Origin of the sequence: Stenotrophomonas sp. SXG-1 (assembly GCF_014083965.1) — a bacterium.
Classification (GTDB): Bacteria; Pseudomonadota; Gammaproteobacteria; order Xanthomonadales; family Xanthomonadaceae; genus Stenotrophomonas; species Stenotrophomonas geniculata.
In genome coordinates this window covers 1,344,929-1,367,773 of record NZ_CP046588.1, presented here as the reverse complement: position 1 = coordinate 1,367,773, position 22,845 = coordinate 1,344,929, and the positions used below count along the sequence as shown (strand labels likewise).

The 22,845-nt window shown below is 67.6% G+C and carries 24 protein-coding genes; 21 read left to right on the top strand and 3 right to left on the bottom strand.

The genetic code is table 11. The annotated features are described in order from the left end of the window. The first annotated feature begins 118 nt into the window (after window positions 1–118). The gene (locus GOC52_RS06255; protein ID WP_010483168.1) at window positions 119–1,534 is read left to right on the top strand and encodes a GGDEF domain-containing protein; all 1,416 of its coding nucleotides are present in this window, start codon (window positions 119–121) and stop codon (window positions 1,532–1,534) included. Window positions 1,535–1,641: 107 nt separating this feature from the next. Here GOC52_RS06255 and GOC52_RS06250 read toward each other — a convergent pair whose 3' ends face one another. Continuing rightward, entirely contained in the window at window positions 1,642–2,856 is a 1,215-nt protein-coding gene (locus GOC52_RS06250) for an MFS transporter (RefSeq protein WP_010483170.1), read from the bottom strand. Window positions 2,857–2,934: 78 nt separating this feature from the next. Between GOC52_RS06250 and GOC52_RS06245 the strand changes: the two genes are divergently transcribed. From GOC52_RS06245 to map, 15 genes are all read left to right on the top strand, one after another. Further along, complete coding sequence (locus tag GOC52_RS06245) at window positions 2,935–3,384, top strand: winged helix-turn-helix transcriptional regulator (RefSeq protein WP_191850952.1); 450 nt, start codon at window positions 2,935–2,937, stop codon at window positions 3,382–3,384. 73 nt (window positions 3,385–3,457) lie between these two features. Further along, entirely contained in the window at window positions 3,458–4,585 is a 1,128-nt protein-coding gene (locus GOC52_RS06240) for a metallophosphoesterase (protein WP_010483174.1), read from the top strand. A gap of 134 nt (window positions 4,586–4,719) precedes the next feature. After that, complete coding sequence (locus GOC52_RS06235) at window positions 4,720–5,403, top strand: response regulator (RefSeq protein ID WP_010483176.1); 684 nt, start codon at window positions 4,720–4,722, stop codon at window positions 5,401–5,403. Continuing rightward, a complete protein-coding gene (locus GOC52_RS06230) occupies window positions 5,400–6,779 on the top strand; it encodes a sensor histidine kinase (protein ID WP_010483178.1) in 1,380 nt (459 codons plus the stop codon). The genes GOC52_RS06235 and GOC52_RS06230 overlap by 4 nt, the downstream gene beginning before the upstream one ends. A 79-nt stretch (window positions 6,780–6,858) precedes the next feature. Next, a complete protein-coding gene (locus tag GOC52_RS06225) occupies window positions 6,859–7,695 on the top strand; it encodes an alpha/beta hydrolase (RefSeq protein ID WP_010483180.1) in 837 nt (278 codons plus the stop codon). Window position 7,696: 1 nt separating this feature from the next. Then, on the top strand, window positions 7,697–8,056 hold the full coding sequence (locus GOC52_RS06220) for an EamA family transporter (protein ID WP_191850950.1): 360 nt from the start codon (window positions 7,697–7,699) through the stop codon (window positions 8,054–8,056). Further along, entirely contained in the window at window positions 8,053–8,451 is a 399-nt protein-coding gene (locus GOC52_RS06215) for a DMT family transporter (RefSeq protein WP_010483185.1), read from the top strand. The genes GOC52_RS06220 and GOC52_RS06215 overlap by 4 nt, the downstream gene beginning before the upstream one ends. Before the next feature lie 10 nt (window positions 8,452–8,461). Then, complete coding sequence (locus GOC52_RS06210) at window positions 8,462–9,664, top strand: DegT/DnrJ/EryC1/StrS family aminotransferase (RefSeq protein WP_049482763.1); 1,203 nt, start codon at window positions 8,462–8,464, stop codon at window positions 9,662–9,664. 174 nt (window positions 9,665–9,838) lie between these two features. Then, complete coding sequence (locus GOC52_RS06205; RefSeq protein WP_191850948.1) at window positions 9,839–10,555, top strand: MtnX-like HAD-IB family phosphatase; 717 nt, start codon at window positions 9,839–9,841, stop codon at window positions 10,553–10,555. Between the two features lie 48 nt (window positions 10,556–10,603). Then, on the top strand, window positions 10,604–12,004 hold the full coding sequence (locus GOC52_RS06200; RefSeq protein ID WP_005408663.1) for an aspartate aminotransferase family protein: 1,401 nt from the start codon (window positions 10,604–10,606) through the stop codon (window positions 12,002–12,004). A gap of 28 nt (window positions 12,005–12,032) precedes the next feature. Next, window positions 12,033–13,097 carry a GNAT family N-acetyltransferase gene (locus GOC52_RS06195; protein WP_049455637.1) on the top strand — a complete coding sequence of 355 codons (1,065 nt, stop codon included), beginning with the start codon at window positions 12,033–12,035 and terminating at the stop codon, window positions 13,095–13,097. Window positions 13,098–13,100: 3 nt separating this feature from the next. Continuing rightward, window positions 13,101–13,985, top strand: coding sequence for an arginase family protein (locus tag GOC52_RS06190; RefSeq protein ID WP_010483195.1), 885 nt, complete (start codon window positions 13,101–13,103; stop codon window positions 13,983–13,985). A gap of 172 nt (window positions 13,986–14,157) precedes the next feature. Next, entirely contained in the window at window positions 14,158–14,517 is a 360-nt protein-coding gene (locus GOC52_RS06185) for a bleomycin resistance protein (RefSeq protein WP_010483197.1), read from the top strand. 68 nt (window positions 14,518–14,585) lie between these two features. Beyond that, window positions 14,586–14,798 (top strand): ParD-like family protein, encoded by a 213-nt coding sequence (locus GOC52_RS06180; protein WP_191850946.1) that lies wholly within the window; start codon window positions 14,586–14,588, stop codon window positions 14,796–14,798. A 10-nt stretch (window positions 14,799–14,808) separates the two neighbouring features. Further along, window positions 14,809–15,591, top strand: coding sequence for a type I methionyl aminopeptidase (gene map, locus GOC52_RS06175; protein WP_029550766.1), 783 nt, complete (start codon window positions 14,809–14,811; stop codon window positions 15,589–15,591). Here map and GOC52_RS06170 read toward each other — a convergent pair. Both GOC52_RS06170 and GOC52_RS06165 read right to left on the bottom strand, forming a co-directional pair. Further along, window positions 15,588–16,256 carry a hypothetical protein gene (locus GOC52_RS06170; protein ID WP_010483204.1) on the bottom strand — a complete coding sequence of 223 codons (669 nt, stop codon included), beginning with the start codon at window positions 16,254–16,256 and terminating at the stop codon, window positions 15,588–15,590. The genes map and GOC52_RS06170 overlap by 4 nt on opposite strands. A gap of 175 nt (window positions 16,257–16,431) precedes the next feature. After that, window positions 16,432–17,052 carry a LysE/ArgO family amino acid transporter gene (locus GOC52_RS06165; protein WP_191850944.1) on the bottom strand — a complete coding sequence of 207 codons (621 nt, stop codon included), beginning with the start codon at window positions 17,050–17,052 and terminating at the stop codon, window positions 16,432–16,434. A gap of 104 nt (window positions 17,053–17,156) precedes the next feature. Between GOC52_RS06165 and GOC52_RS06160 the strand changes: the two genes are divergently transcribed. From GOC52_RS06160 to GOC52_RS06140, 5 genes are all read left to right on the top strand, one after another. After that, complete coding sequence (locus GOC52_RS06160) at window positions 17,157–18,050, top strand: LysR family transcriptional regulator ArgP (RefSeq protein WP_010483208.1); 894 nt, start codon at window positions 17,157–17,159, stop codon at window positions 18,048–18,050. Window positions 18,051–18,128: 78 nt separating this feature from the next. Beyond that, entirely contained in the window at window positions 18,129–19,535 is a 1,407-nt protein-coding gene (locus GOC52_RS06155) for a TolC family protein (protein ID WP_191850942.1), read from the top strand. Then, window positions 19,528–20,541, top strand: a complete 1,014-nt coding sequence (locus tag GOC52_RS06150) for an HlyD family secretion protein (RefSeq protein ID WP_191850940.1) — start codon at window positions 19,528–19,530, stop codon at window positions 20,539–20,541. Before GOC52_RS06155 ends, GOC52_RS06150 begins: the two co-directional genes overlap by 8 nt. Beyond that, complete coding sequence (locus tag GOC52_RS06145; RefSeq protein ID WP_191850938.1) at window positions 20,526–21,713, top strand: ABC transporter permease; 1,188 nt, start codon at window positions 20,526–20,528, stop codon at window positions 21,711–21,713. The genes GOC52_RS06150 and GOC52_RS06145 overlap by 16 nt, the downstream gene beginning before the upstream one ends. Next, window positions 21,710–22,837: an ABC transporter permease gene (locus GOC52_RS06140; RefSeq protein ID WP_049455632.1), complete on the top strand. Its 1,128-nt coding sequence runs from the start codon at window positions 21,710–21,712 to the stop codon at window positions 22,835–22,837. The genes GOC52_RS06145 and GOC52_RS06140 overlap by 4 nt, the downstream gene beginning before the upstream one ends. The last annotated feature ends 8 nt before the right edge of the window (window positions 22,838–22,845 follow it).

Sequence of the window (22,845 nt, the reverse complement as noted above, 5' to 3'; positions counted from 1 at the left end):
TTGTGCTTTGCGCACCGTGCAACCCTGCATCGCGCGTAAACTGGCCGGCCAACCTGCCATCAACCGTACGCCACCGCGGCCGATACCCGTGGTTTGCCGTACGCAGTCAGAGATCGACGTGGAACCACCCCAACTGGACGATGCCAGCCAGCCGCTGGCCGAGGCCTGGCAGCACTGCCTGCAACAGGCCGGCCCTGCCGCCACCGCGCTGCTGCACGCCGCCGCCGCCGATGCCCCGCCGGCGCTGGCCCAACGCTTCTACGAAGTACTGTTGCAGGACGGGCGTGCACGCCGCTTCCTGTCCCATGACCAGGTCAAGCAGCGCCTGCAGCCAGCCATGCAACGCTGGCTGGTGCAGCTGCTGACCACCGATGCCGACGGTATTGCCAGCACCGTTGCCTCACAGCGCGTGATCGGCGATGTGCATGCCCGGGTCGGCATTCCGGTCGATCTGGTCACCCGCGGCGCGCGCGTGCTCAAGCACGAACTGTTCGTGCGCCTGCGCGACGACGCGCCCGACAGCGCCACCGCGTTCGCCGCCATCGACTGCCTCAGCGCGATCATGGATATCGCCATGGAAGGCATGACCCTGGCCTACACCCATGCACGCGAGCGCTCCACCCGTGCCGATGCTGCGTACCGGCTGTTCTCGCTGGTGCAGAACGTCGGCACCGAACGCGAGCGTCAACGCGCACTGCTGCTGGACTGGGAGAACGCCCTGCTCTACGCACTCGCCGGTCATGTGCAGGCCAGCGACAACGCCAGCCTGGCCACCTCGGAGTTCGGCCTGTGGTTCACCCACAAGGGCATCCCCAGCTTCGGCGAAAGCAGCGAAACGCAGCAGGTGGGCCAGTTGATGGCCCGCATTGACGGCCACCTGCAGCGCGCGAGCGGCGATGCCCCGGCACAGCGACTGGCGGTGCTGCCGGCCATACGCGAGGACCTGGCCGCCATCCGCACCCTGATGACACTGCTGTTCGAGCGCATCGGCGAACTGGATGCCGGCAGCGATGCCCTGACCAATCTGCTCAACCGCCGCTTCCTGCCCACCGTGCTGCGCCGGGAAATCGAGCTGGCCACGCGCAACCGCACACCGTTCTCGCTGCTGCTGCTCGACCTGGATCATTTCAAGGCAATCAACGACGGCCATGGCCACGATGCCGGCGACCGCGCGTTGCAGCATGTGGCCGGCCTGCTCGGCCAGCTCACGCGTGGCAGCGACTACCTGTTCCGCTATGGCGGCGAAGAATTCGTGGTGGTGCTGGTGGCCGCCAGCGAATCGCAGGCGACCGTGATCGCCGAGAGCCTGCGCCGGCAGATCGCACAGTCGCCGGTAGCGCTGGCCAATGGCCAGGTGCTGGAACTGAGCGCCAGCATCGGCGTGGCCGGTCACGATGGTCATCCGGATTACGAGCGGCTGATGGCACGTGCCGACGCCGCGATGTACGAGGCCAAGCGCAGCGGCCGCAACCGCGTGGTGGTGGCCAGCGAGGCATTGCAGGAGGCCCCCGGGCGGCGCGCGCTGCAGCGGTAACGCTGCGCGGCAGGCAACCCATGTGTAGAGTCGACTGCCAGTCGACTATCACGCGCAGCGCGGGCTTTTCGCGCTCCGCGGCAAGAGCAGTTGACCAACGGTCGACGCTACCGACAGCCGACGCCACCGACACCAGCGCCAGCCGCTGCTTTCACCGCCACCACCCGCCATGCTGCCCACCACAGCAGCGCCAGCAACGCGATGCCTGCCCCCAGCAGGCACACGGCAGGCCAGCCATGCCGCACCTGCATCCAGGGCCCCGCCGCCGCACCGGCACCACTGCCCACCGCATAGAACAGCATGTACAAAGCCACCAGGCGCCCATGCTGTTCTGCCGGTGCACGCAGCAGCAATGCCTGGTTCGAAACATGTAGTGCCTGGCCGCCCAGGTCGAGCACGACCACACCCAACAGCAAGGACAGCGATTGCGGCAGGCCCAGCAGCGGCCACCACGCGACCAGCATCAACAGCAGCGCGCCGAGGCTGACCCGATGTGCGAAACCGCAGTCCATCCAGTGCCCGACCCGCGCCGCCATCAACGCACCGACCACGCCGGCCAGGCCGAGCGCGCCGATGGCCGCGGTGGACCAGTGCAGCGGCGGTGCCGACAGCGGCAAGGGCGCCGCCGCCCAGAATACGTTGAGGCCGGCAAACAACAGCAACGCCAGCGGGCCACGCTCGCGCAGCATTCGATTCCGGCACAGCATGCCCAGCATCGAGCCCAGCAGCTCATGCCAGCGTGGAGGGACCGACGGCACCGGTACTGCGGGCAAGCGTTGCCACAGCAGCGCCGCCAATGCCGCCATCACCACCGCGGACAGCAGGTAGACCCTCTGCCAGCCGAAGGCCGCCGCCACCGTACCCGACACCACGCGCGCCAGCAGCAGGCCGATGAACACTCCGCCCTGCACCACGCCAACCATGCGACCGCGCTGCTCGGGCGGTGCCAGCGTGGCGGTGTAGGCGATCAGGCCCTGGGTCAGCGCCGTGCCCAGCAATCCGGCCAGCAGCATGCCAGACAACAGCCAGCTCGCCGTGCGCGACGCCGCCAGCCACAACAGGGCCAGCACCAGTGCGATCAGCTGCAGCCGCAGCAGGCGTCGCCGGTCACCGCGGTCCGCCAGCGGCAGCAGGCCAAGCAACGCCAGCACGCTGCCGGCCTGGGTGGCAGCCAGCACCGCGCCGGCCACGGCCCGGTCCAGTGCAAAGGCGCGTGCAAGCTGATCCAGCAGCGGTTGCGCGTAGTAGACATTGGCAACGCTGGCGCCGGCGGCAACCGCAAGCAGGACCAGCAGCGGGCGGGGAAGAGATGCGGCACTCATCTTGTAGTTGCAATTTGAAACCAGATGCAGGCTATCGTCATTGGTTTTAAACTGCAACCACATTCGGAGGTACCCAGCATGCACGCCGACAGTCCCTGTCCTGTAGCCCGCAGTGCCGACCTGCTCGGTGACCGCTGGGCATTGCTGGTGATCCGCGACGCGTTCGACGGCATCACCCGCTTCGGTGATTTCCAGCGCAGCCTCGGCGCGGCGCGCAACATCCTCAGCGACCGCCTGCGCCGGCTGGTCGAGGCCGGCATCCTGCAGCTGCGGCCGGCCTCCGATGGATCGGTCTACCAGGAGTACGTGCTCACCGCCGCCGGCCAGGAACTGTTCCCGCTGCTGGTCGCGCTGCGCCAGTGGGGAGAGCGCCATCGCTTCGGTATGGGGGAAGCCCATTCACAGCTGATCGAATTGGCGACGCGGCGGCCGCTGCTCTACATGCAGCCGCGCGGGCGCGACGGCCAGCCGCTTCAGCCCGCCGCCACCCGCGTACGCAAACTCAAGGACGACGGGCGCGACACCTGACCCGCCCATTCGCGTACACCGACGAACGCCCGCGCCGGTTAGCATCGGTTTTTTCCGCCGCTGGATGCCCCCGATGTCGCGCGATCGCCCTTCCCTGCTGACCGCCCTGCTGTTACCCCTGCTGGCCTGCGCCACAGCAACCACGGAGGCCCGCGAGGTTGCCGCGCCCGCCGACCACGTGCAGGCCGATGGCCCCTATGTGTTCCGCCAGGGCAACCAGCTGCAGGCCAGATGGATCTGCGACGACAAGGTCGAGTCGCACACGCTTGCCACGCAGGCCTCAGGCACCGACATCGCCCCGCGTTGCGGCTACGAACACAGCGTGCACGTGGCTGCACCCGATGCACCTTCGATCTCCGTGTTGCCGGCCGTGCCGCGCATCGTTGCGCTGTCCGACATCCACGGCCAGTACGGGCTGCTGGTGCGCCTGCTGCGCGCCAATAAGGTGATCGACGCACAGGACAGCTGGGCGCTGGGCAAGGACACCCTGGTCATCGCCGGCGATGTGTTCGACCGTGGCCCAGAGGTGACCGAAGCGTTCTGGCTGCTTTACGGACTGCAGCAACAGGCGGCTGCCGCCGGTGGCGCGGTGCACTTCGTGCTTGGCAACCACGAGACCATGGTGCTGTACGACGACCTGCGCTACGTCAACCCGAAGTACCTGCGCAGTGCCCAGCTGCTGGGGCGCAGCTACCCGCAGCTGTATGGCGCCGACTCGGTGATCGGCCAGTGGCTGCGCACCCGCCCGGTGCTGCTGAAGATCGGCGACACCCTGTTCCTGCACGGCGGAATTTCGCCCGAAGCAGTACAGCTGGCGCTGGACCCGGCGCGCACCAATGCGGCCTACCAGGCCTCGCTCGGCCTGCCCAAGGCCGAAGTGAAGGCCGACCCGGACACCGCACCGCTGTATGACGGCAAGACCAGCCCGATCTGGTACCGCGGCTACTTCGATGGCCGCCTCGACACCGCAGGGGTGCAGAAGGTGCTCGACCGCCTGCAGCTCGCGCGCATCGTGGTCGGCCACACTTCGATGCCGCACGTCAGCAGCTTCCATGGCGACCGCGTGATCGCCATCGACAGCAGCATCAAGAACGGCGAGAACGGCGAACTGCTGTTCATCGAAGATGGCAAACTCAGCCGTGGCCTGCTGGACGGTTCGCGGGTGCCGCTGGCGCAGGGCGAGCCGGGCCTGCAGGACTGAATGGCCGGAAAGCGCGAGCGCGACCGACGGCGCCGGCGCGCTCCACCTTCACCCGGTTTGCGGCTACCCTCGGCAGCCGAGAGAGGCCCACCCCGTCCATCCGGCGGGCCAGACCGTTACAGGAGCCCCCGCGCATGCGCGTTCTGATTGCTGAAGACGACCCGGATATCGCCTCCGGCCTGTGCGCCTCGCTGCGCCGGCAGGGCCATGTGGTCGACCACGTCGACAACGGCGCGCACGCCGACGCCGCGCTGGACTCGACCCAGTACGCGCTGCTGGTGCTGGACCTGGGCCTGCCGCAGCTGGATGGCCGCGACGTTCTGCAACGTCTGCGCCAGCGCGGCGATGGCCTGGCGGTGCTGGTGGTGACCGCCCGCGATGGCCTGGCCGAGCGCGTGCGCGTGCTCGACCTTGGCGCCGATGACTACCTGGTCAAGCCGTTCGCACTGGACGAATTCGAAGCGCGCGTGCGTGCGCAGCTGCGCCGGGTCACCAGCAATGGCAACCCTGACCTGCGCATCGGCCGCCTGCGCATCGACCTGGCCGGGCATCGGGTGTGGATCGACGACCAGTCGCTGGAACTGACCGCGCGCGAGTTCGGCCTGCTGTCGGCACTGGCGGTACGCGCCGAGCGCATCGTGTCGCGCGCGCAACTGGTGGAAGCGCTGTGCGACTGGGGGCAGGACCTCACCGACAACGGCCTGGACATCGCCCTGCACCGCCTGCGCCGGAAGTTGCAGCCCGGCGGCATGGGCATCCGCACCGTGCGCGGGCTGGGCTACATGCTGGAAGACGCGCAGGACGACGGCACCCCGTGATCAGTGGACCGCCCAGCCTGCGCCGGCGCCTGCTCGCCTTCCTGGCGTTGCCGATGCTGGGCCTGCTCACCTTCAACACGATCCTGGCCTATTACGTTGCGCTGGACTATTCCAACCGCATCCACGACCGCAACCTGATCGACGACACGCATTCGTTCGCGCAGATGCTGAGCACCATGCCGGTGACCAGCGACCTGTCTCCGCAGGCGCGCTTCCTGATCGAGTACGACCCCGACGGCCATCGCTATTTCAACGTCGACAGCAGCCGCATGGGTACGCTCAGCGGCAATGCAGACTTCAGCCCGTATGCCCCTTCGCAGGACTGCACCGGCGTGCATCCGGCGCTGTACGACGGCAACCTCAATGGCCAGCAGGTGCGCATGGCCACCGTCTGCACGCAGGCGATGAACGATCCGCAGGACCAGCTGGCGGTGACCGTGGCCGAGAGCATGGCCGACCGCCGGCAGCGTGCGCGCGAGATCCTGATGATCATCATCCCGCTGATGACCATGCTGGCGCTGGGTACCGCGGCGCTGGTCTGGTTCGGCGTGACGTACGGCCTGCGCATCCTGACCCCGCTGAGGACCCGCCTGGCGCAGCGCCGCGGCGAACTGGCGCCGATCTCCGATGCCGACGTACCGGAAGAGATCCAGCCGCTGATCAGCACCATCGACGATCTGTTCGCGCGCCAGGCGGAAATGATCACCCTGCAGAACCGCTTCATCGCTGATGCCGCGCACCAGCTGCGCTCCCCATTGGCGGGCATGGCACTGCACGTGGACCAGGCGCTGGCGCACGGCGACCCGGACACGGTGCGCGAGGCACTGCAGCACATCCGCCGGCTCAACCAGCGCACGGCACGGGTCAGCACCCAGCTGCTGGCGCTGAGCCGGGCACAGACCGTGCCGGAAACGGTCGAGGCATTGGATCTGGGCGTTCTGGTACCGCAGTGGGTCGGCATGCGGGTACCGGAAGCGATCCGTGATGGCATCGATCTGGGCTACCGCGGCAGCCCCCATCCGCTGCGTGTACTCGGCAACGGCGCCATGCTGCAGGAGGCGCTGGACAACCTGATCGACAACGCCCTTCGTTATGCCGGCCGCAATGCGACGGTCACGGTGGGCGTGCATGCGCTGGACGACAATGATGTCGAACTGTATGTGGAAGACAACGGTCCCGGCGTGCCCGACGACGTGATGCCACGGCTGGGCGAGCGCTTCTTCCGGGCGCCGGGCACCGCTGCCAGCGGCACCGGCCTCGGCCTGGCCATCGCGCATGAGGCGGTGGAGCACTTCGGCGGCCGCCTGAGCTTTCTGAACCGCCCCGGTGGCGGATTGAAGGTCGCCATCACGCTGCCGCTGCTGAAGGCGCCCTGACCCGGCCCGGGGCGATGAAAGGCTGGCGAAAATCGCGCTTGCGATCCTGCCATCCCCACTGCCGTCCCGGAGCCGCCAGGTGACCGAATCGCACGACTTCTTCCTCCCCGGTGGCCCACAGGGCGTGCTGCTGGTCCATGGCCTGACCGGCACCCCGGCGGAAATGCGCATGCTGGGCAAAGGGCTGAACAACGCCGGTTTCACCGTGCACGGCGTGCAGCTGCCCGGCCACTGCGGCAGCGTGGATGACCTGCTGGCGACCACCTGGGAACAGTGGTACCAGGGCGTGGAGGATGCGGCGGCAACCCTGCGCGGCAAGGTTGACCAGCTGTTCGTCGGCGGCCTGTCGATGGGCGCGGTGCTGTCGCTGGCCCTGGCTGCCCGGCGCCCGGAATGGGTGTCCGGGGTCGGCGTGTACGGCGCCACGTTCCGTTACGACGGCTGGAACATTCCCGCCGTGGCCCGCTTCTCGTTCCTGCTGCCGTGGTTCAAGCGCTTCAACATCGGCCGCGACCGCATGTTCATGGAAGAACCGCCGTACGGCCTGCGTGACGAGCGCCTGCGTGCGCAGGTGAGCGCCGCCATGCTGTCCGGCGACAGCGCCGCCGCCGGCCTACCGGGCAACCCCTGGCATGCGCTGGCCGAGATGCGTGCGTTGAGCAACTGGACCCGACGCCATCTGCACCAGGTCACCGCACCGTGCCTGGTGATGCACGCCCGCGAAGACGACGTGGCCAGCATGGGCAACGCCGAACTGGTGATGTCGCGGGTCAGCGGTCCGAAGGAACTGGTGGTGCTGGAAGACAGCTACCACATGATCACCATCGACCGCGAACGCCGCGACGTGATCCGCCGCAGCGCGCGCTTTTTCACCGAGATCGGTGAACGTACGGGCGTGCTCAAGGCGGTGGCCTGAAATGGGGGCACTTGCCACGCTGCTGTGGCTGGCCAATGTGGTACTCGATACCGGTGGCCAGCTCGCCTTCAAGGCCGCCGCCAGCGATCCGCAGGAAGGCGAAGGACTGAAACGCTGGAAACACATGCTCAGCCGCCCCTGGCTGTGGATCGGCATCGCCTGCTACGTGCTTGAGTTTGTCGCCTGGATCGCGTTCCTGTCGCTGGTGCCGTTGTCCAAGGGCGTGCTGCTCGGCTCGATCAACATCGTCGCGCTGATGATCGCCGGCCGTTTCCTGTTCCGCGAGAAACTCACGCCGCTGCGGGTGACCGGCATGTTGCTGGTCACGGCGGGCGTGGCGGTGGTGGGGGCCGGCTCATGAGGCGCCTGTATGTCATCGGCTTCCCGCTGCTGATGTCCTTCGACACGCTGGCCCAGCTGTGCTTCAAGTACGCCGGCGATGCCGCGCTGCCGGTCGAGGCCAACACTGCGTGGCTGCTGCGCGTGCTGTCGCAGCCGTGGGTGTACGGCGCCATCCTCGGCTACGTGGGTGCGTTCTTCACCTGGATGAGCCTGCTGCGGCATGCGCCGATCGGCCCCGCATTCGCCGCCTCGCACCTGGAAGTGATCAGCGTGCTGCTGCTGTCGGCGTGGTTGTTGAACGAGCCGCTGACGCTGCACCATCTGCTCGGTGCGGTGTTGATCGTGGCCGGCATCGTCTGCCTCGGCCGCGCGGAAGCCGACGACCCGCACAGCCCCGCCGAAAGCGCCGCGTGAGCACCCTGCGATGAGCCTGTTCGCGCGCGAACTGCCACCGACGGCTGGCCTGCCGATGCAGGCCAGCGATTTCCTGCCCGGTGGTGGCGACCTGCGCGCGATCCTGGCCAGTCAGCTCGGCACACCGCCGCTGCAGTTGACCTGTTCCGGCACACACGCGCTGCTGATCGCGCTGCGTACGCTGCGCAAGCGTGCGCCCAAGCGCGACACCGTGATCCTGCCGGCCTATACCTGCCCGCTGGTGCCGATCGCGGTGCACAGCCTGGGCCTGCGCGTGCAGCTGTGCGATACCCGCCACGGCCATTTCGACTTCGACCCCGGCCAGCTCAAGCGCCTGGCCGACGCACGCACGCTGGCGATCCTGCCCACCCACCTGGGCGGGCGCATCGCCGATGTCGAGCTGGCCTGCGAGGTTGCGCGCGGCGCTGGCGCCTGGGTGATCGAGGATGCCGCGCAGGCGCTCGGTGCACGGGTCGGCAGCAGCAGTGTCGGCCTGCGTGGCGATATCGGATTCTTCAGCCTGGCCGCCGGCAAGGGCCTGAGCCTGCACGAAGGCGGCCTGCTGGTCAGCCGCGATGACGAGCTGCGTGCCGCGCTGGCCGGACATGCCGCCGAACAGGTGCGTTCCAGCCTCCGCTGGGAACTGCTGCGCAGTCTGCAGCTGCTTGGCCTGGCCGCTTGCTATCGGCCATCGCTGTTGTCGTTGGTGTACGGCAATCCGCTGCGCAGTGCGTTGCAGCGTGGCGACCTGGAAGAAGCGGTCGGTGACATTTTCCCGCTGCAGATTCCGCAGCACCGGGTCAGCCAGTGGCGGCAGAACATCGGTGCCCGTGCCGCGCGGCGCCTGCCGGCCTTCCTGCAGGCAGGGCGCCTGCGTGCATTGCAGCTGCGCGTGCAGCTGGCACAGCTGCCAGCCGTTGAGGTGGTCGACGGCCTTGCCGGTAGCGGTGGCACCTGGCCGATGCTGATGCTGCTGCTGCCCAGCCAGCGCGCCCGCGATGCCGTATTGAAAGACCTGTGGCCACGCGGGCTCGGCGCCAGCCGCATGTTCATCCATGCCCTGCCCGACTACGCGTACCTGCGCGGCATCGTGCCGCAGGACGACATGCCCAACGCACGCGACTTCGCCGCACGCATGCTTACCCTTGGCAACAGTGCCTGGCAGACCCGTGAAGAGACGGCCGAAATACTGCAGGTGCTGGCCCGCGCGTGACTTCAAGGCGCACGGATGGACTGCACCTCACGCATTCATCCATGCACCTTCCTGAACGCTTTCCCAGCCCGTCAATGAAGCCTTTCAACAGGAAAGGAACGAGAAAGGCGGCCTGCCTACATTGAGTCTGCCCCGGCATCGGGCCGGGCGTTTCTTTCATCGACGGACCTGCCCATGCACTGGAGCATCCTGTGTGACTTCGATGGCACCATCAGCCTCGAAGATGTCATCGACTCGCTGCTGGAAAAGTACGGCCAGCCGGGCTGGCAGGAACTGGAAGAGCAATGGAAGGCTGGAAAGATCGGCTCGCGTGAATGCATGCAGGGCCAGGTGCGGCTGCTGAAGCTGGACCCGGCCACGCTCGATGCGCACCTGGACCAGGTGCAGATCGATCCGGGCTTCGTCGCCTTCGTCGCCCGCGCCGAGCAGCTGGGCGTGCCGCTGCGCATCGTCAGCGACGGCCTGGATTATGCGATCCACCGCATCCTCGCCAACCATGGCCTGTCGCGACTGCCGGTGGTGGCCAACCACCTGCGCTGGTGCGGGGACCACTGGGAACTGGAATCGCCCTACCAGGCCGAAGGCTGCCGCAGTGGCACCTGCAAATGCACCTGCGCCGCGCAGGCGCGCGCCAACGAAGCACCGCGCGTGCTGATGATCGGTGACGGCAGCTCGGATTTCTGCGTATCCGAAGATGCCGACTTCGTGTTCGCCAAGCGCCGCCTGATCACCCATTGCGCCAATGCCGGCATCGGGCATGCCGCCATCGCTACCTTCCACGATGCAATCGCGCTGTTGCCGCGCCTGCTCGATGGCAGCCTGCTGCAGCCACGCCGCATCGACGCCAGCCCGCAGCCCACCGCACTGCCCCTGCTGCTGGCCACCGCCTGAGCACGCCCCCGCCACCTCTTTCGAACGTCCTTCACGGAACCGAACTGCATGAACATTTTTGACAAGAACGCCGACGCCGCTGCCTCCGACGCGCAGCTGCTGGCCGACGAAGCCCGCTACAGCTCCTTCGGCGACACCGTCCACTACGTCGACCCGCCGAAGATCTTCCAGCGCGGCGAAGGCAGCTACATGTTCGACGGTGCGGGCGTGCCCTACCTCGACCTGCAGATGTGGTACTCGGCCTGCAACTTCGGCTACAGCAACAAGCGCCTGAACGACGCGCTGAAGGACCAGATCGACACCCTGCCGCAGGTCGCCAGCCAGTACCTGCACCCGACCCGCGTGCAGCTGGCCAAGACCATTGCCGTGGACATGCACGAGAAGTTCGGCCTCGACGGCCGCGTGCACTTCAACGTCGGCGGCGCGCAGGCCATTGAAGACTCGCTGAAGATCGTGCGCAACGCGCGCGGCGGCAAGAGCCTGATGTTCGCCTTCGAAGGCGGCTACCACGGCCGCACCCTGGGTGCGTCTTCGATCACCTCCAGCTACCGCTACCGCCGCCGCTACGGCCACTTCGGCGAGCGTGCGATGTTCATCCCGTTCCCGTACCCCTTCCGTCGCCCGAAGGGCATGACCCCGGACGAGTATTCCGACCACTGCGTGTGGCAGTTCGAGCGCCTGTTCGAAAGCGAGTACAACGGCGTGTGGGATCCCAAGGTCGGCCAGGCCGAGTACGCCGCGTTCTACGTTGAGCCGATCCAGGGCACCGGCGGCTACGTCATTCCGCCGCGCAACTTCTTCACCGGCCTCAAGCGCGTGCTGGACAAGTACGGCATCCTGATGGTCGTCGATGAAATCCAGATGGGCTTCTGGCGCACCGGCAAGCTGTGGTCGATCGAGCACTTCGGTGTCACCCCGGACGTGCTGGTGTTCGGCAAGGCGCTGACCAACGGCCTGAACCCGCTGTCGGGCCTGTGGGCTCGCGAAGAGCTGATCAACCCGACCGTGTTCCCGCCGGGCTCCACCCATTCCACCTTCAACTCCAACCCGCTGGGCACCCGCCTGGGCCTGGAAGTGCTGAAGCTGGGCAAGGAAATGGACTACGAGCGCACCGTGCCGGAGAAGGGCGCGTACTTCCTCGACGGCCTGCGTGGCCTGCAGAAGCGCCACCCGGAAATCGGCGACGTCGACGGCCTGGGCCTGGCCCTGCGCGCGGAAATCTGCCAGGCCGACGGCTACACCCCGAACAAGGAACTGCTGGACCGCATGGTCGACATCGGCCTGGCCGGTGACCTGCTGCACGACGGCAAGCGCATGGGCCTCGTGCTCGACGTGGGTGGCTGGTACAAGAACGTGATCACCTTTGCGCCGTCGCTGGACATCAGCTACGAAGAAATCGACCTGGCGATCACCCTGCTCGACCAGGCGCTGACCAAGGCCAAGGGCTGAGGTCGATGCGCTGCCGGTTCCCGTGCCGATGGAGATGACGTCACGCGCATCCAGCACCGCGCTGGAACCGGCCGCGCTGCTGGAGGGCTTCCTGGCCCACCCGCCGCTCGGATTCGAGGCAGGCCGCCTTCCCAGCGGCCTGCCGTCCTTCCGTGCACCGCTGGACCTGACCACGACGATGGACGACGAACTGCGCGGCAGGCTGCTCGGCCTCCCGCTGTCGCGCCTGTGGCGGCCGTGGATCACCTGGAAGACCCGCTTCGTCGGTGCCACCAGCACCGAGTACACCCCGCTGCCGGCACACGTCGCGCCGGAGGCGCTGGCCGAGGACGTGACGCGTCACGCGATCGGCGATACCCGGCTGCTGGTGGTCAAGGACCTGGCGATCGATTCACCACTGCTGGACGACGCGGCCAACGCGCACAGCGCTGCCTTCCTGCAGGCATTGCTGGCGCGCGGCTTCGTTGAACTGGAAGGCATGCCGCTGGCCTGGGTGGCGATCGATTTCGATTCGATCGACGGCTATCTCGGCCGCCTGTCGTCCTCGCGCCGCAAGAACATCCGGCGCAAGCTGCGCTCGCGCGACGACCTGCAGATCGACTGCATCGCCACCGGTGATCCGGCCCTGGCCGACCCACGGCTGCAGGCCGAACTGCATGCGCTGTACCTGGGTGTGTATGCGCAGAGCGCGGTGCACTTCGACCAGCTCGGCCTGCCCTACTTCCAGCATCTGCTGGCCGACAGCCAGGGCCAGGGACGGATGTTCCTGTACCGCCACCAGGGCCAGCTGATCGGCTGGAACCTGTGCTACGTGCATGCCGGCAAGCTGGTGGACAAGTACATCGGCCTGGCTTACCCGCAGTCGCGCGAGCACAACCTGTACGCGGTCAGCTGGATGCACAACCTCGAGTACGCCCTGCAGCACGGCCTGAGCCACTACGTGGCTGGCTGGACCGACTCGCGGATCAAGGCCGAGCTGGGGGCCCGCTTCACCTCCACCCGGCACGCGATCCATGCCCGTTCCCCGCTGCTGCGTGCCGCCCTGCGCCGGCTGGCCCCGTACCTGCAGGGCGAACCTGATGGAGGCGGCTGAGCGATGCTGGTGCGTTCCCCGCTGATCCTGGACCTGGACGGTGGCGTGCTGCCACTGCCCCAAGCGCAGACCCTGTCCCTGCCGCAGTGGCACGACACGCTGCGATTCGCCTGCAGCAACGGCACCCTGGATCGCTTCAGCACCGAGGTGCTTGCGCCGCTGCCGGCCCTGCTCGGCACAGTGATGCTCGGCAGTGGTGACTTCCATCACCTCAGCCTGCCGCTGCTGCGCCGCATGCGCGCGCAGGCGCCGTTCCAGCTGGTGGTGCTGGACAACCATCCGGACAACATGCGATTCCCGTTCGGCATGCATTGCGGGTCGTGGGTCAACGCCGCCAGCAAGCTGCCGCAGATCTCGCACATCCACGTGCTCGGCATCACCTCCAGCGACATCGGCCTCGGCCATGCCTGGGAGAACCACTGGCGTCCGCTGATGGGCGGTCGCCTCACCTACTGGTGCATGGACGTGGATGTCGGCTGGGGCCATCGCCTCGGCATGGGCCATGCCTTCCGCCGTTTCGAGCATCCCGAGGCCCTGGTCGCCACGTTCGCCGCCGAGCAGGCCAAGTCGCCGCAGCCGACCTATCTGTCGATCGACAAGGACGTGTTCGCCGGAGACGTGGCCCGCAGCAACTGGGACCAGGGCCGCTTCCAGCTGGAACACGCGCTGGTGGTGATCGAAGCACTGCGCGCCGGCGGCCTGGTCGGCAGTGACATCACCGGCGAAGTGTCGTTGGCCAACTACCAGAGCCGCTTCAAGCGCTGGCTGTCGTCGCTGGATGGCCAGCCGGACGTCAGCGCCGATGATCTTCCTGCCTGGCAGGCCCGGCACCAGCAGGTGAACCGCGAACTGCTGGCGGCAATGGCCGCCGTGCCGACGGCCTGCTGACCACTGTCCGGCAATGCCAACCAAGGTTGGCAACTACCAGAGCCGGGTAGAGCCGAGCCCACGCTCGGCTGGCGCCTTCTGTAGAGTCAAGCCATGCTCGACTGCGGGCACCGCGAACAGCAGCCGAGCATGGCTCGGCTCTACACTGGGTTCCCACCTCGGAGCCCTCGCCATGCCCCAGACCGTCATCCCGCAACTGCGCATGCGCCATGCCGACACCACCCTGCCGTTCTACGTGCAGGGGCTGGGTTTCGTGGTCGACTGGGAACATCGCTTCGAACCCGGCTTCCCGCTGTTCGCCCAGCTCACCCGCGACGGCCAGACGATCTTCCTCACCGAACACAGCGGCGACTGCGAGGTCGGCGGCGCGGTGTACTTCATCGTCGACGATGTTGACAGCCTGCACCGCGCCTTCAGCGCGGCCAACGTGCCGATCGAGCAGCCCCCGCATGACACCGAATGGGGCAGCCGCGAAATGCTGCTGCGCGACCCGGACGACAACCGGTTGCGCTTCGCCACACGCGTGGACTGAACGACGCCGGGTTGAGATGAATATACGAAACATATACGCTTCGTATATTGAACCCTCCAGGACCGCCCATGGGCATCGTCAACATCGATGACACCCTGCACGACCAGCTGCGCCGTGCCTGCACCGTTTCCAGCCGTTCGATCAACGCCCAGGCCAACTTCTGGATCCGGGTCGGCATGCTGTGCGAGCTGAACCCTACGCTGAGTTTCCAGAACATCGTCGCCAGCGAGCTGCGCGCGGCCGGCGTGCAGCCACCGTTGCTGCCCCCGGGCCAGGTCTGAGCCGATGGGCATCATCAAGCGCCCCGACGAGATCGCGCTGATGGCCGAATCGGGTCGCCTGCTGGCGCAGGTGTTCGCCGCACTCGACCAGCTGCCGCTGCAGGGCCGCAGCACGATGGAGATCAACGATTTCGTCGAACGCATGATCGTCGATGAGCTGCAGGCGCGGCCGGCCAGCAAGGGCCAGTACGGCTTCCCGTACGTGCTCAATACCTCGATCGACAACGTCATCTGCCACGGCGTGCCCAGCACCACCGACGTGCTGCACAACGGTCAGATCGTCAACCTCGACATCACCCTGGAGAAGAACGGCTACATCGCCGACTCCAGCACCACCTACCTGGTCGGTGAGGTCGACTACGCCGCGCGCCGGCTGGTGCAGACCACCTACCAGGCGATGTGGAAAGGCATCGCCGCGGTGCGCCCCGGCGCACGCCTGGGCGACATCGGCCACGCCATCGCCCGCCACGCGCGCAGCCACGGCTACAGCGTAGTGAAGGAATACTGCGGCCATGGCATCGGCCAGGAAATGCACGAGGAACCGCAGATCCTGCACTACGGCCATCCCCACACCGGCATGGTGCTGGAAGAAGGCATGGTGTTCACCATCGAGCCGATGCTCAACCAGGGCAAGCCGGCCATCCGCCAGCAGCCGGACGCATGGCCGGTCTACACGCGCGACGGCAAGCTGTCGGCGCAGTTCGAACACACCGTGGCAGTCACCCGCAGCGGCGTGCGCGTACTGACCCTGCGCCCCGGCGAGACGCCGTTATGCGCGGTGGATGGCGCCTAGAGTGGCCGTTGCTGCATCCCGGCGTCCTCGTGCACGGTGCGCTTGCGCGCCGTCAGCGGCTCGCGCACCCGATGTGCCACATAGCCGACGCTGGCTGCGAGAATGAAGGTGTAACCAAGGAGCTCGGTGGTCTCCTCGATGGTGTTCTTGAACACACGGATGTACTGATCACCCAACAGTCCGGTCCACAACGACGTCATGCCGATCAGGCGCGAATAGAACAGCAGCAGGACCAGACCAATCGTCATCACGGTACCCGGCCGGGATACGAGAAAACGCACCAGCGCCTGCATGGCCCGGCGCCAGTCGCGGCTGGCCCAGGCCAGTGAGCCGATGATCAGCACACCCACCGGATACTTCCAGAAACCGTGTGCGATCAGGTCCAGCGCCTCATCCATCTCACGCAGGAGCATGCAGGCGAACAGCGCTGCCGCCAGCACGGCAAAGGCCCGATCATCGGCACGCCGCAACGCAAGCCGGACGAAGGCAGCCACGCTGGCGACCAGGAAGCCTTCCTGGGTCAGTTCGACCAGCGACCACTCGCCGACGGCATTGCCCAGCCAATGGATGTCGAGCCAGGCCAACGCAGGCGGAAGCGCCATCATCAGGCCGAACAGGGAGGTGCGCCCCAGGTGGGACAGGAGCAGCTGTAGATTGTCTTTCATGCAACACCGATGCCGCACCGTGGCGGTCGTACAACGAGAACACAGGCGACCGGGGGGCTGCCGAACAACGGCATGCGCGGCGGGGTCGCGACCAGGCGCGCATTATCCGCGCTGTATCCGGCCACGTGAACCGTATCGGTGGAACACATACGCAACACCGGCGTGCGTCACGCACTCATGGCGATAAAGGACGCAACAGCAGCAGCGTGGCCAGGCAGAACATGAAAACCGCCACGCCGGCGTCCAGCATCTGCCAGGCGCCCGGTCTGCGGAACACCGGCTGCAACAGGCGCGCGCCATAACCAAGAGAACAGAACCAGGCCACGCTGGCGACGCACGCACCGGCGGCAAAGGCCCAGCGCAGATCGCCCGGGTAGCGCGTGGACAGACTGCCCAGCAGTACCACCGTATCCAGATAGACGTGCGGGTTGAGCAGGGTGAAGGCCAGGCAGGTCAGCAGCACCTGGCGCCCACTGCCGCCCTGCGCCTCGGCGGCGGCCAGCGCACTGCCACCGCGCCACGCGCGCAATCCCGCCTGCAGGCCATACCAGAGCAGGAAGGCCGCACCACCGAAACGCAGCACCTGCAGCAGCAGCGGCCACTGCAGCACCAGCGCCCCCATGCCGCCGACACCGGCCAGTATCAGCGCGATGTCCGCACCGGCGCAGGCCAGCACCACCCTCCCCACATGACGCTGCTGCAGACCCTGGCGCAGCACGAAGGCGTTCTGCGCGCCGATGGCGATGATCAGGCCGGCACCTGCGAACAGGCCGGCGGCGGTAGCGGCGATCCACATCAGGACAGGCCAGGCAGCGGGGGGACGCGCAGGGTGCGGCCAACGGACACGTTAAGACAAACTGATTATTCTTTATCCTGTGCAGAAATACTGAAGAGGTGCTGGTGGACCTGGTACATCCGCAACTGTCCGCATTTGCCGCAGTGCTGGAAGAAGGCAGCTTCGAGGCTGCGGCGCGCCGGCTGTCGATCAGTCCGTCGGCACTGTCGCAGCGGATCAAGGCCCTGGAGGACCGGCTTGGCCAGGTGCTGGTGGTGCGCCAGGCACCGTGCCGGCCCACCGCCGCCGGTGAGGCACTGCTGCGCCGCGTCCGGCCGATGCAGGCACTGGAGGCCGAGGCAGTGGCCGAACTGCTGCCCGAACGCGGCAGCGACGCCGCACGTACGCCGATCCCCTTGGCGGTCAACGACGACTCGCTCGATACCTGGTTCGTGCCGGCCATCGCCGACCTGCACCAGCGCCATGGCTACCTGTTCGACCTGCGCATGGACGACCAGGACCACACCCTGCAGCTGCTGCGCGACGGCAGTGTGCTGGGTGCAGTGACCGCCGAAGGACAGCCGGTGAAGGGCTGCAACGTACACCCGCTCGGCGCGATGCGCTACCACGCCATCGCCTCGCCCGGCTTCGCCCGCCAGTACTTCAGTGACGGCATGCAGGCCGCGGCCCTGGCGCACGCCCCCATGTTGGTGTTCAACCGCAAGGATGAACTGCAATGGCGCTTCGTGCGACGCCTGACCCGCGCGCGGCTGCAGCCACCGCTACACTACCTGCCTTCCTCCACCGGTTTCGTCGAAGCCGCCGCGTGCGGACTCGGCTGGGGCATGGCCCCGGAAACGCTGGTCGCACCCGCCGTGCGCGCCGGCCGCGTGGTGGTACTGGAACCCCGCCGCTGGCTCGATGTGCCGCTGTACTGGCAGCATGCCGCCGTGCGTTCAAGCACGCTGCAGCACATCACCCAGGCGCTGCGCACTGCGGCCAGCGGCACCCTTCGTTGAGGACAATCCGATGACCGCAGACCCGGGCTTCACGCCGCGCGCACTACCGTTTGCGCACTTCTTTACCACTGGGACGGCATGGGCGTGATCGGCCGACGTACAAGGATGCACCGCGCGAAGGCCGCGCTGGCGCTGGCGCTGGCGACCTGCCTGCCATTCGCTGCGTCCGCGCAGAACAACACCGACGCACCTGCCTTGGACTGGGAACAGGCGCGGCAACGCCTGGAGCAGGTCTCCGATGCACTGGCGGCCGCTGATGCAGCGGTACGCAACAAGCAGGACCTGCAGGACGCCACCCGCCTGCTGCGCCTGCCGGAGATCACTGGCGAAGTGCGCCGCCTGCAGTTCCAGAAGACCCTCACCCTGCCGCTGGGCTCGCTGGCCCCCGTGGCTGAAGCCTTCGGCATCGATTCGCCGCTGTCGTTCACCGAGCGCGACTGGCGTACCCGGCCCGTGGTCACTGCGGTGCTGCCGTTGTACACCGGCGGCGTGATTCCGGCCGCGCAACGTGCCGCCAGCGCCGCCCACGAACAGGCCAGCGCCGAGCGCGAAGCACAGCGCCAGTCGCTGACCGTGCAGCTGGCCCAGGCCTATTTCGGCCAGCGTCTGGCCGAGCAGGCGGTGGACGTGCGCCGCGATGTGCGTGATGGCCTCAACCGCCACCTGTCGGATGCGGAAAAGCTGGAACGCGAGGGCTTCGCCACCCGCGCGCAGCGCCTGCAGGCCACCGTGGCCCGCGACAAGGCCGAACGCGAGTACCAGAAGACGGTGAACGATCTGGCCACGCTGAAGGCCGCGCTGTCCACGCTCCTGCGCAGTGGCGGCGAGGTACAGCCGGTGTCGCCGCTGTTCGTGCAGCGCGTGCCGCTGGAACCGGTCGCCAGCTTCGAGCGCACTGCGCAGGCGCGCCAGCCGCAGATCGCACGCCTGCGGGCGATGGTGGCGCAGGCCGAACAGGGCGTGCGCGTGCAGCAGGCCAAGCTGAAGCCGCAGATCTTCGCCTTCGGCCAGTACGACTTCCGCCGCCGCGACGAGATGCTGACCGATCCGGACTGGGCGTTCGGCATCGGCCTGAAGTACACCTTCCTGTCGCCGAACTCGCGGCCGGCGCAGATCAGCGCCGCACGTGCGCAGCAGGAGCAGGCCGAAGCCGGCCTGCGCGAGGCCGAAAACCAGGTCGCACTGGGCGTGCGCAAGGCCTGGAACGAACTGGAAACCGCGCGGCAGCAGTTCGTACTGCTCGACAGCAGCATCGCCCAGGCACAGGAAAACCTGCGCCTGCAGGAGCTGGCGTTCCGCGAAGGCCAGGCGACTTCGCTTGATGTAATCGACGCGCGGCTCGGCCTGGGCGGTGCCCGTGTCGAGCGTGCGCAGGCCGCCTACCAATACGATATTGCGCTGGCACAGTTGCTGGAGGTCAGTGGACAGATGGACCGTTTCGAAGAGTTCCGGCGGCGTGCGGACGAGGTGATCGACCATGAGTGATGTGCTGCACGACGAAGCGAAAACGCCCCCCGGCAAGCGCCGCTTGGGCCCGATCCTGATAGTGGTGCTGCTGATCGTGGTGGTGCTCGGCCTGTGGCTGGCCTGGCGCAGCCCGGCCGACCAGATCCAGGGCATGGCCGATGCGGACACCATCAACGTGGCCGCCAAGATCACCGCGCGCGTGGCCGAACTGAAGGTGCGCGAGGGCGACCGCGTACAGCCCGGCCAGGTGCTGTTCCTGCTCAACAGCCCCGAAGTGGCCGCCAAGGAACAGCAGGCGCACGGCGCATTGGCCGCCGCGCAGGCGGTGGCCGACAAGGCCGACGAAGGCGCGCGCAGCGAGGACATCCGCGCCGCCGAAGCGAACTGGAAGCGCGCCGAAGCCGGTGCGACGCTGGCCGAGGCCACCTACCAGCGCGTGCAGAACCTGTTCAACGAAGGGGTGATGACCCGGCAGAAGCGCGATGAAGCGCATGCCCAGGCCACCAGTTCGCGTGAACTGGCCCGTGCCGCCCGTGCGCAGTACGACATGGCGCTGGCCGGCGCACGCGAGCAGGACAAGCGCGCCGCGCAGGGCCAGGTGCAGCAGGCACAGGGCGCGGTGGCCGAAGTCAACGCCGCGCGTGTCGAAGTCGAAGGGCGCGCGCCGGTGGCCGGCGAGATCAACAAGCGCATGGCCGACCCCGGCGAACTGGTGCCGGCCGGCTACCCGGTGTTCACCCTGGTCGACATCGACCGCATGTGGGTGGCGATGAACCTGCGCGAATCGCAGATGCAGGGTCTGAAGGTCGGCAGCAAGCTGCAGGGCAACGTGCCGGCACTCGGCCAGGACGGTGAGTTCGAGGTCTACTTCATCAACCCGGCCGGCGACTATGCAACCTGGCGCACCACCCGTCAGTCGTCCGGCTACGACGTCCGCAGCTTCGAGGTGCGGGTGCGCCCGGTACGCCGCATCGAGGGCTTCCGCCCCGGCATGAGCGTGCTGTTCGCATGGCCCCAGCACTGAGCCCCGACCGCAACGGCTTCGCCGCTTCGTGGCGGCGCGAGCTGCAGTCGCTGCGCGGCAACCGTGCCGACCTGCTGCTGGTGACCCTGCTGCCCCTGCTGATGCTGGCGGTGATGGCGTGGATGTTCACGCCGTCGGTGATGCGCGATATCCCCATTGCTGTGGTCGACCTCGACCACAGCAGTGACAGCCGCCTGCTGCTGCGCATGCTCGATGCCAGCCCGGGCGTGCGCATCGCCAGCCAGCCCGTGGACATGGAAGACGCCCGTTCGCAGCTGCGCCGCCTGGATGTGTTCGCCATCGTACTGGTGCCGCGTGATGTCACCCGCCAGGCGCTGCGCGGCCGCCAGGGCACGGTGTTCGCCTATTACAACGCCACCTACATGACCACCGGCCAGTCGGCGGCACGCGATATCGGCGATGCGGTCGCGGCCTGGAACGCGGGCCTGCTGCGCGAGCGCATCGGCCTGCAGGTCGGCCCGGGCAAGCTGCGTGCGGCGCCGATCGCGGTGCAGTCGGACATCCTGTACAACCCGGCACGCAGCTACGAACTGTTCCTGCTGCCACTGATCTTCCCGGCGGTGCTGTCGCTGGTACTGGCGCTGGCCGTAGCCGGCAGCCTTGGCCGCGAGATCCGCGACGGCACCCTGCCCGCCTGGCTGGGTCGCACGCCGTGGTCGGCGATTGCCGGCAAGGTCGCGCCGTACATCCTGCTGTTCTCGTTGTATGGCGCGCTCGGCATTGGGTACCTGGCCTGGATGCGCGGCGATGGCGTGGCCGGCAGCGTGCTCGTGCTGCTGCTCGCACAGCCACTGTTCTACCTGGCCACGGCCGCCTACGCGTTGTTCTTCGTCGGCGTCACCCGCGACATGGGTACCGCGCTGTCTGCGGTCGGCCTCAGCATCGGCACCGCACTGGCGTTCTCCAGCGCCACCTTCCCGGTGCTGGATGGCCCCCTGTTCACCCGTATCTGGCATCAGTTGCTGCCACTCAGCGCCTACATCAAGCTGCAGACCCAGCAGCAGTTCATCGGTTCGCCGCTGCAGGTTTCGATATGGCCGCTGACCACGCTGTTGTTGATGACGATGGTGGCCGGTGGCATCGGCGGCCTGCGCCTGATCGCCTTTGCGCGTACGCCTGAAGCCGCGCAGCCTGCGGGAGCCGACGCATGAGCGCACTCTGGCGCAGCCTCCGGCAGACGCTGATGGCAGTGCTGTGCGACCGCTACGCGATCGTGGTGATGGTCGGCGCGGTGATCCTGTACTCGTTCTTCTACCCGGCCGCGTACCGCCACCAGGTGGCCGGCAACCTGCCGGTGCTGGTGGTGGACGAAGACCACAGCGCGACCAGCCGCGCGCTGCTGCGAAAGCTCGATGCACTCCGCGTTGCACGCGTGGTCGGGCAACCGGCAGACATCGACAGTGCACGCCAGCAGCTGGAAGCCGGCCACGCCGAGGGCATCGTACTGATCCCGGCCAACCTGGAACGCGACATCCTGCGCGGCCATCCGGCCAAGCTGGTGTTGCTCGGCAACGGCGCCTACCTGGGCCGTGCCAGCTGGGTGCTGGGCAGCGTGGCCGATGCACTGGGCGCGTTCGGGCGTGAGGCGGTAGTCGGCCAGGCGGCCTTCATGGGCGCACCGCAGGCACCGCCGGTCACCCTGGTGCAGCGCCCGCTGTACAACACGCAGGAAGGCTATGGCAGCGCCATCGTGCCCGGCGTGGCCGAGCTGATCGTTCACCAGACCCTGTTGATGGGCATCGGCGTGCTGCTCGGTGGCCGCCGACTCGCGCTGGGCCGGCGCCTGCGCTTCGACCTGCCAACGCTGGCGGGCATGGCATTGGGCTTCAGCCTGATCGGCCTGTTCGGTCTGTTCTGGTACGCCGGCTTCACCGCGTGGGTGCAGGACTATCCGCGCGGTGGCAATCCACTGGGCCAGTTATTGGGCGGCACGCTGTTCATCGCCGCCACGGTGGCGTTCGGCCTGTTCGTCGGCAGCTTCTTCCGCACCCGCGAACGCGCCTTCCAGTACATCATCGCCACCTCGATCCCACTGTTCTTCCTGGCCAACCTGTCGTGGCCGGCGGTGATGACGCCGCAACCGCTGGTCTGGCTGGCGCAGCTGCTGCCGACCACCTCGGGCATCAACCTGATGGTGCGCCTGAACCAGATGGACGCCCGCCTGGCTGAAGTCGGCCACGAACTGATCACTCTCACCGTCCTGCTGCTGCTCTACGGCAGCCTCGCCGCCTGGCGCCTCCTCGAAAAAAAGGGGACGAAGGGGATTGAGTCGTAAACGGCAAG

Coding starts and splice junctions, on each gene's coding strand:
- GOC52_RS06250 (WP_010483170.1), bottom strand. CDS start 2,856: ATGAGTGCCGCATCTCTTCCCCGCCCGCTGCTGGTCCTGCTTGCGGTT.
- GOC52_RS06245 (WP_191850952.1), top strand. CDS start 2,935: ATGCACGCCGACAGTCCCTGTCCTGTAGCCCGCAGTGCCGACCTGCTC.
- GOC52_RS06240 (WP_010483174.1), top strand. CDS start 3,458: ATGTCGCGCGATCGCCCTTCCCTGCTGACCGCCCTGCTGTTACCCCTG.
- GOC52_RS06235 (WP_010483176.1), top strand. CDS start 4,720: ATGCGCGTTCTGATTGCTGAAGACGACCCGGATATCGCCTCCGGCCTG.
- GOC52_RS06220 (WP_191850950.1), top strand. CDS start 7,697: ATGGGGGCACTTGCCACGCTGCTGTGGCTGGCCAATGTGGTACTCGAT.
- GOC52_RS06215 (WP_010483185.1), top strand. CDS start 8,053: ATGAGGCGCCTGTATGTCATCGGCTTCCCGCTGCTGATGTCCTTCGAC.
- GOC52_RS06210 (WP_049482763.1), top strand. CDS start 8,462: ATGAGCCTGTTCGCGCGCGAACTGCCACCGACGGCTGGCCTGCCGATG.
- GOC52_RS06205 (WP_191850948.1), top strand. CDS start 9,839: ATGCACTGGAGCATCCTGTGTGACTTCGATGGCACCATCAGCCTCGAA.
- GOC52_RS06200 (WP_005408663.1), top strand. CDS start 10,604: ATGAACATTTTTGACAAGAACGCCGACGCCGCTGCCTCCGACGCGCAG.
- GOC52_RS06195 (WP_049455637.1), top strand. CDS start 12,033: ATGGAGATGACGTCACGCGCATCCAGCACCGCGCTGGAACCGGCCGCG.
- GOC52_RS06190 (WP_010483195.1), top strand. CDS start 13,101: ATGCTGGTGCGTTCCCCGCTGATCCTGGACCTGGACGGTGGCGTGCTG.
- GOC52_RS06185 (WP_010483197.1), top strand. CDS start 14,158: ATGCCCCAGACCGTCATCCCGCAACTGCGCATGCGCCATGCCGACACC.
- GOC52_RS06180 (WP_191850946.1), top strand. CDS start 14,586: ATGGGCATCGTCAACATCGATGACACCCTGCACGACCAGCTGCGCCGT.
- GOC52_RS06170 (WP_010483204.1), bottom strand. CDS start 16,256: ATGAAAGACAATCTACAGCTGCTCCTGTCCCACCTGGGGCGCACCTCC.
- GOC52_RS06165 (WP_191850944.1), bottom strand. CDS start 17,052: ATGTGGATCGCCGCTACCGCCGCCGGCCTGTTCGCAGGTGCCGGCCTG.
- GOC52_RS06155 (WP_191850942.1), top strand. CDS start 18,129: ATGGGCGTGATCGGCCGACGTACAAGGATGCACCGCGCGAAGGCCGCG.
- GOC52_RS06150 (WP_191850940.1), top strand. CDS start 19,528: ATGAGTGATGTGCTGCACGACGAAGCGAAAACGCCCCCCGGCAAGCGC.
- GOC52_RS06145 (WP_191850938.1), top strand. CDS start 20,526: ATGGCCCCAGCACTGAGCCCCGACCGCAACGGCTTCGCCGCTTCGTGG.
- GOC52_RS06140 (WP_049455632.1), top strand. CDS start 21,710: ATGAGCGCACTCTGGCGCAGCCTCCGGCAGACGCTGATGGCAGTGCTG.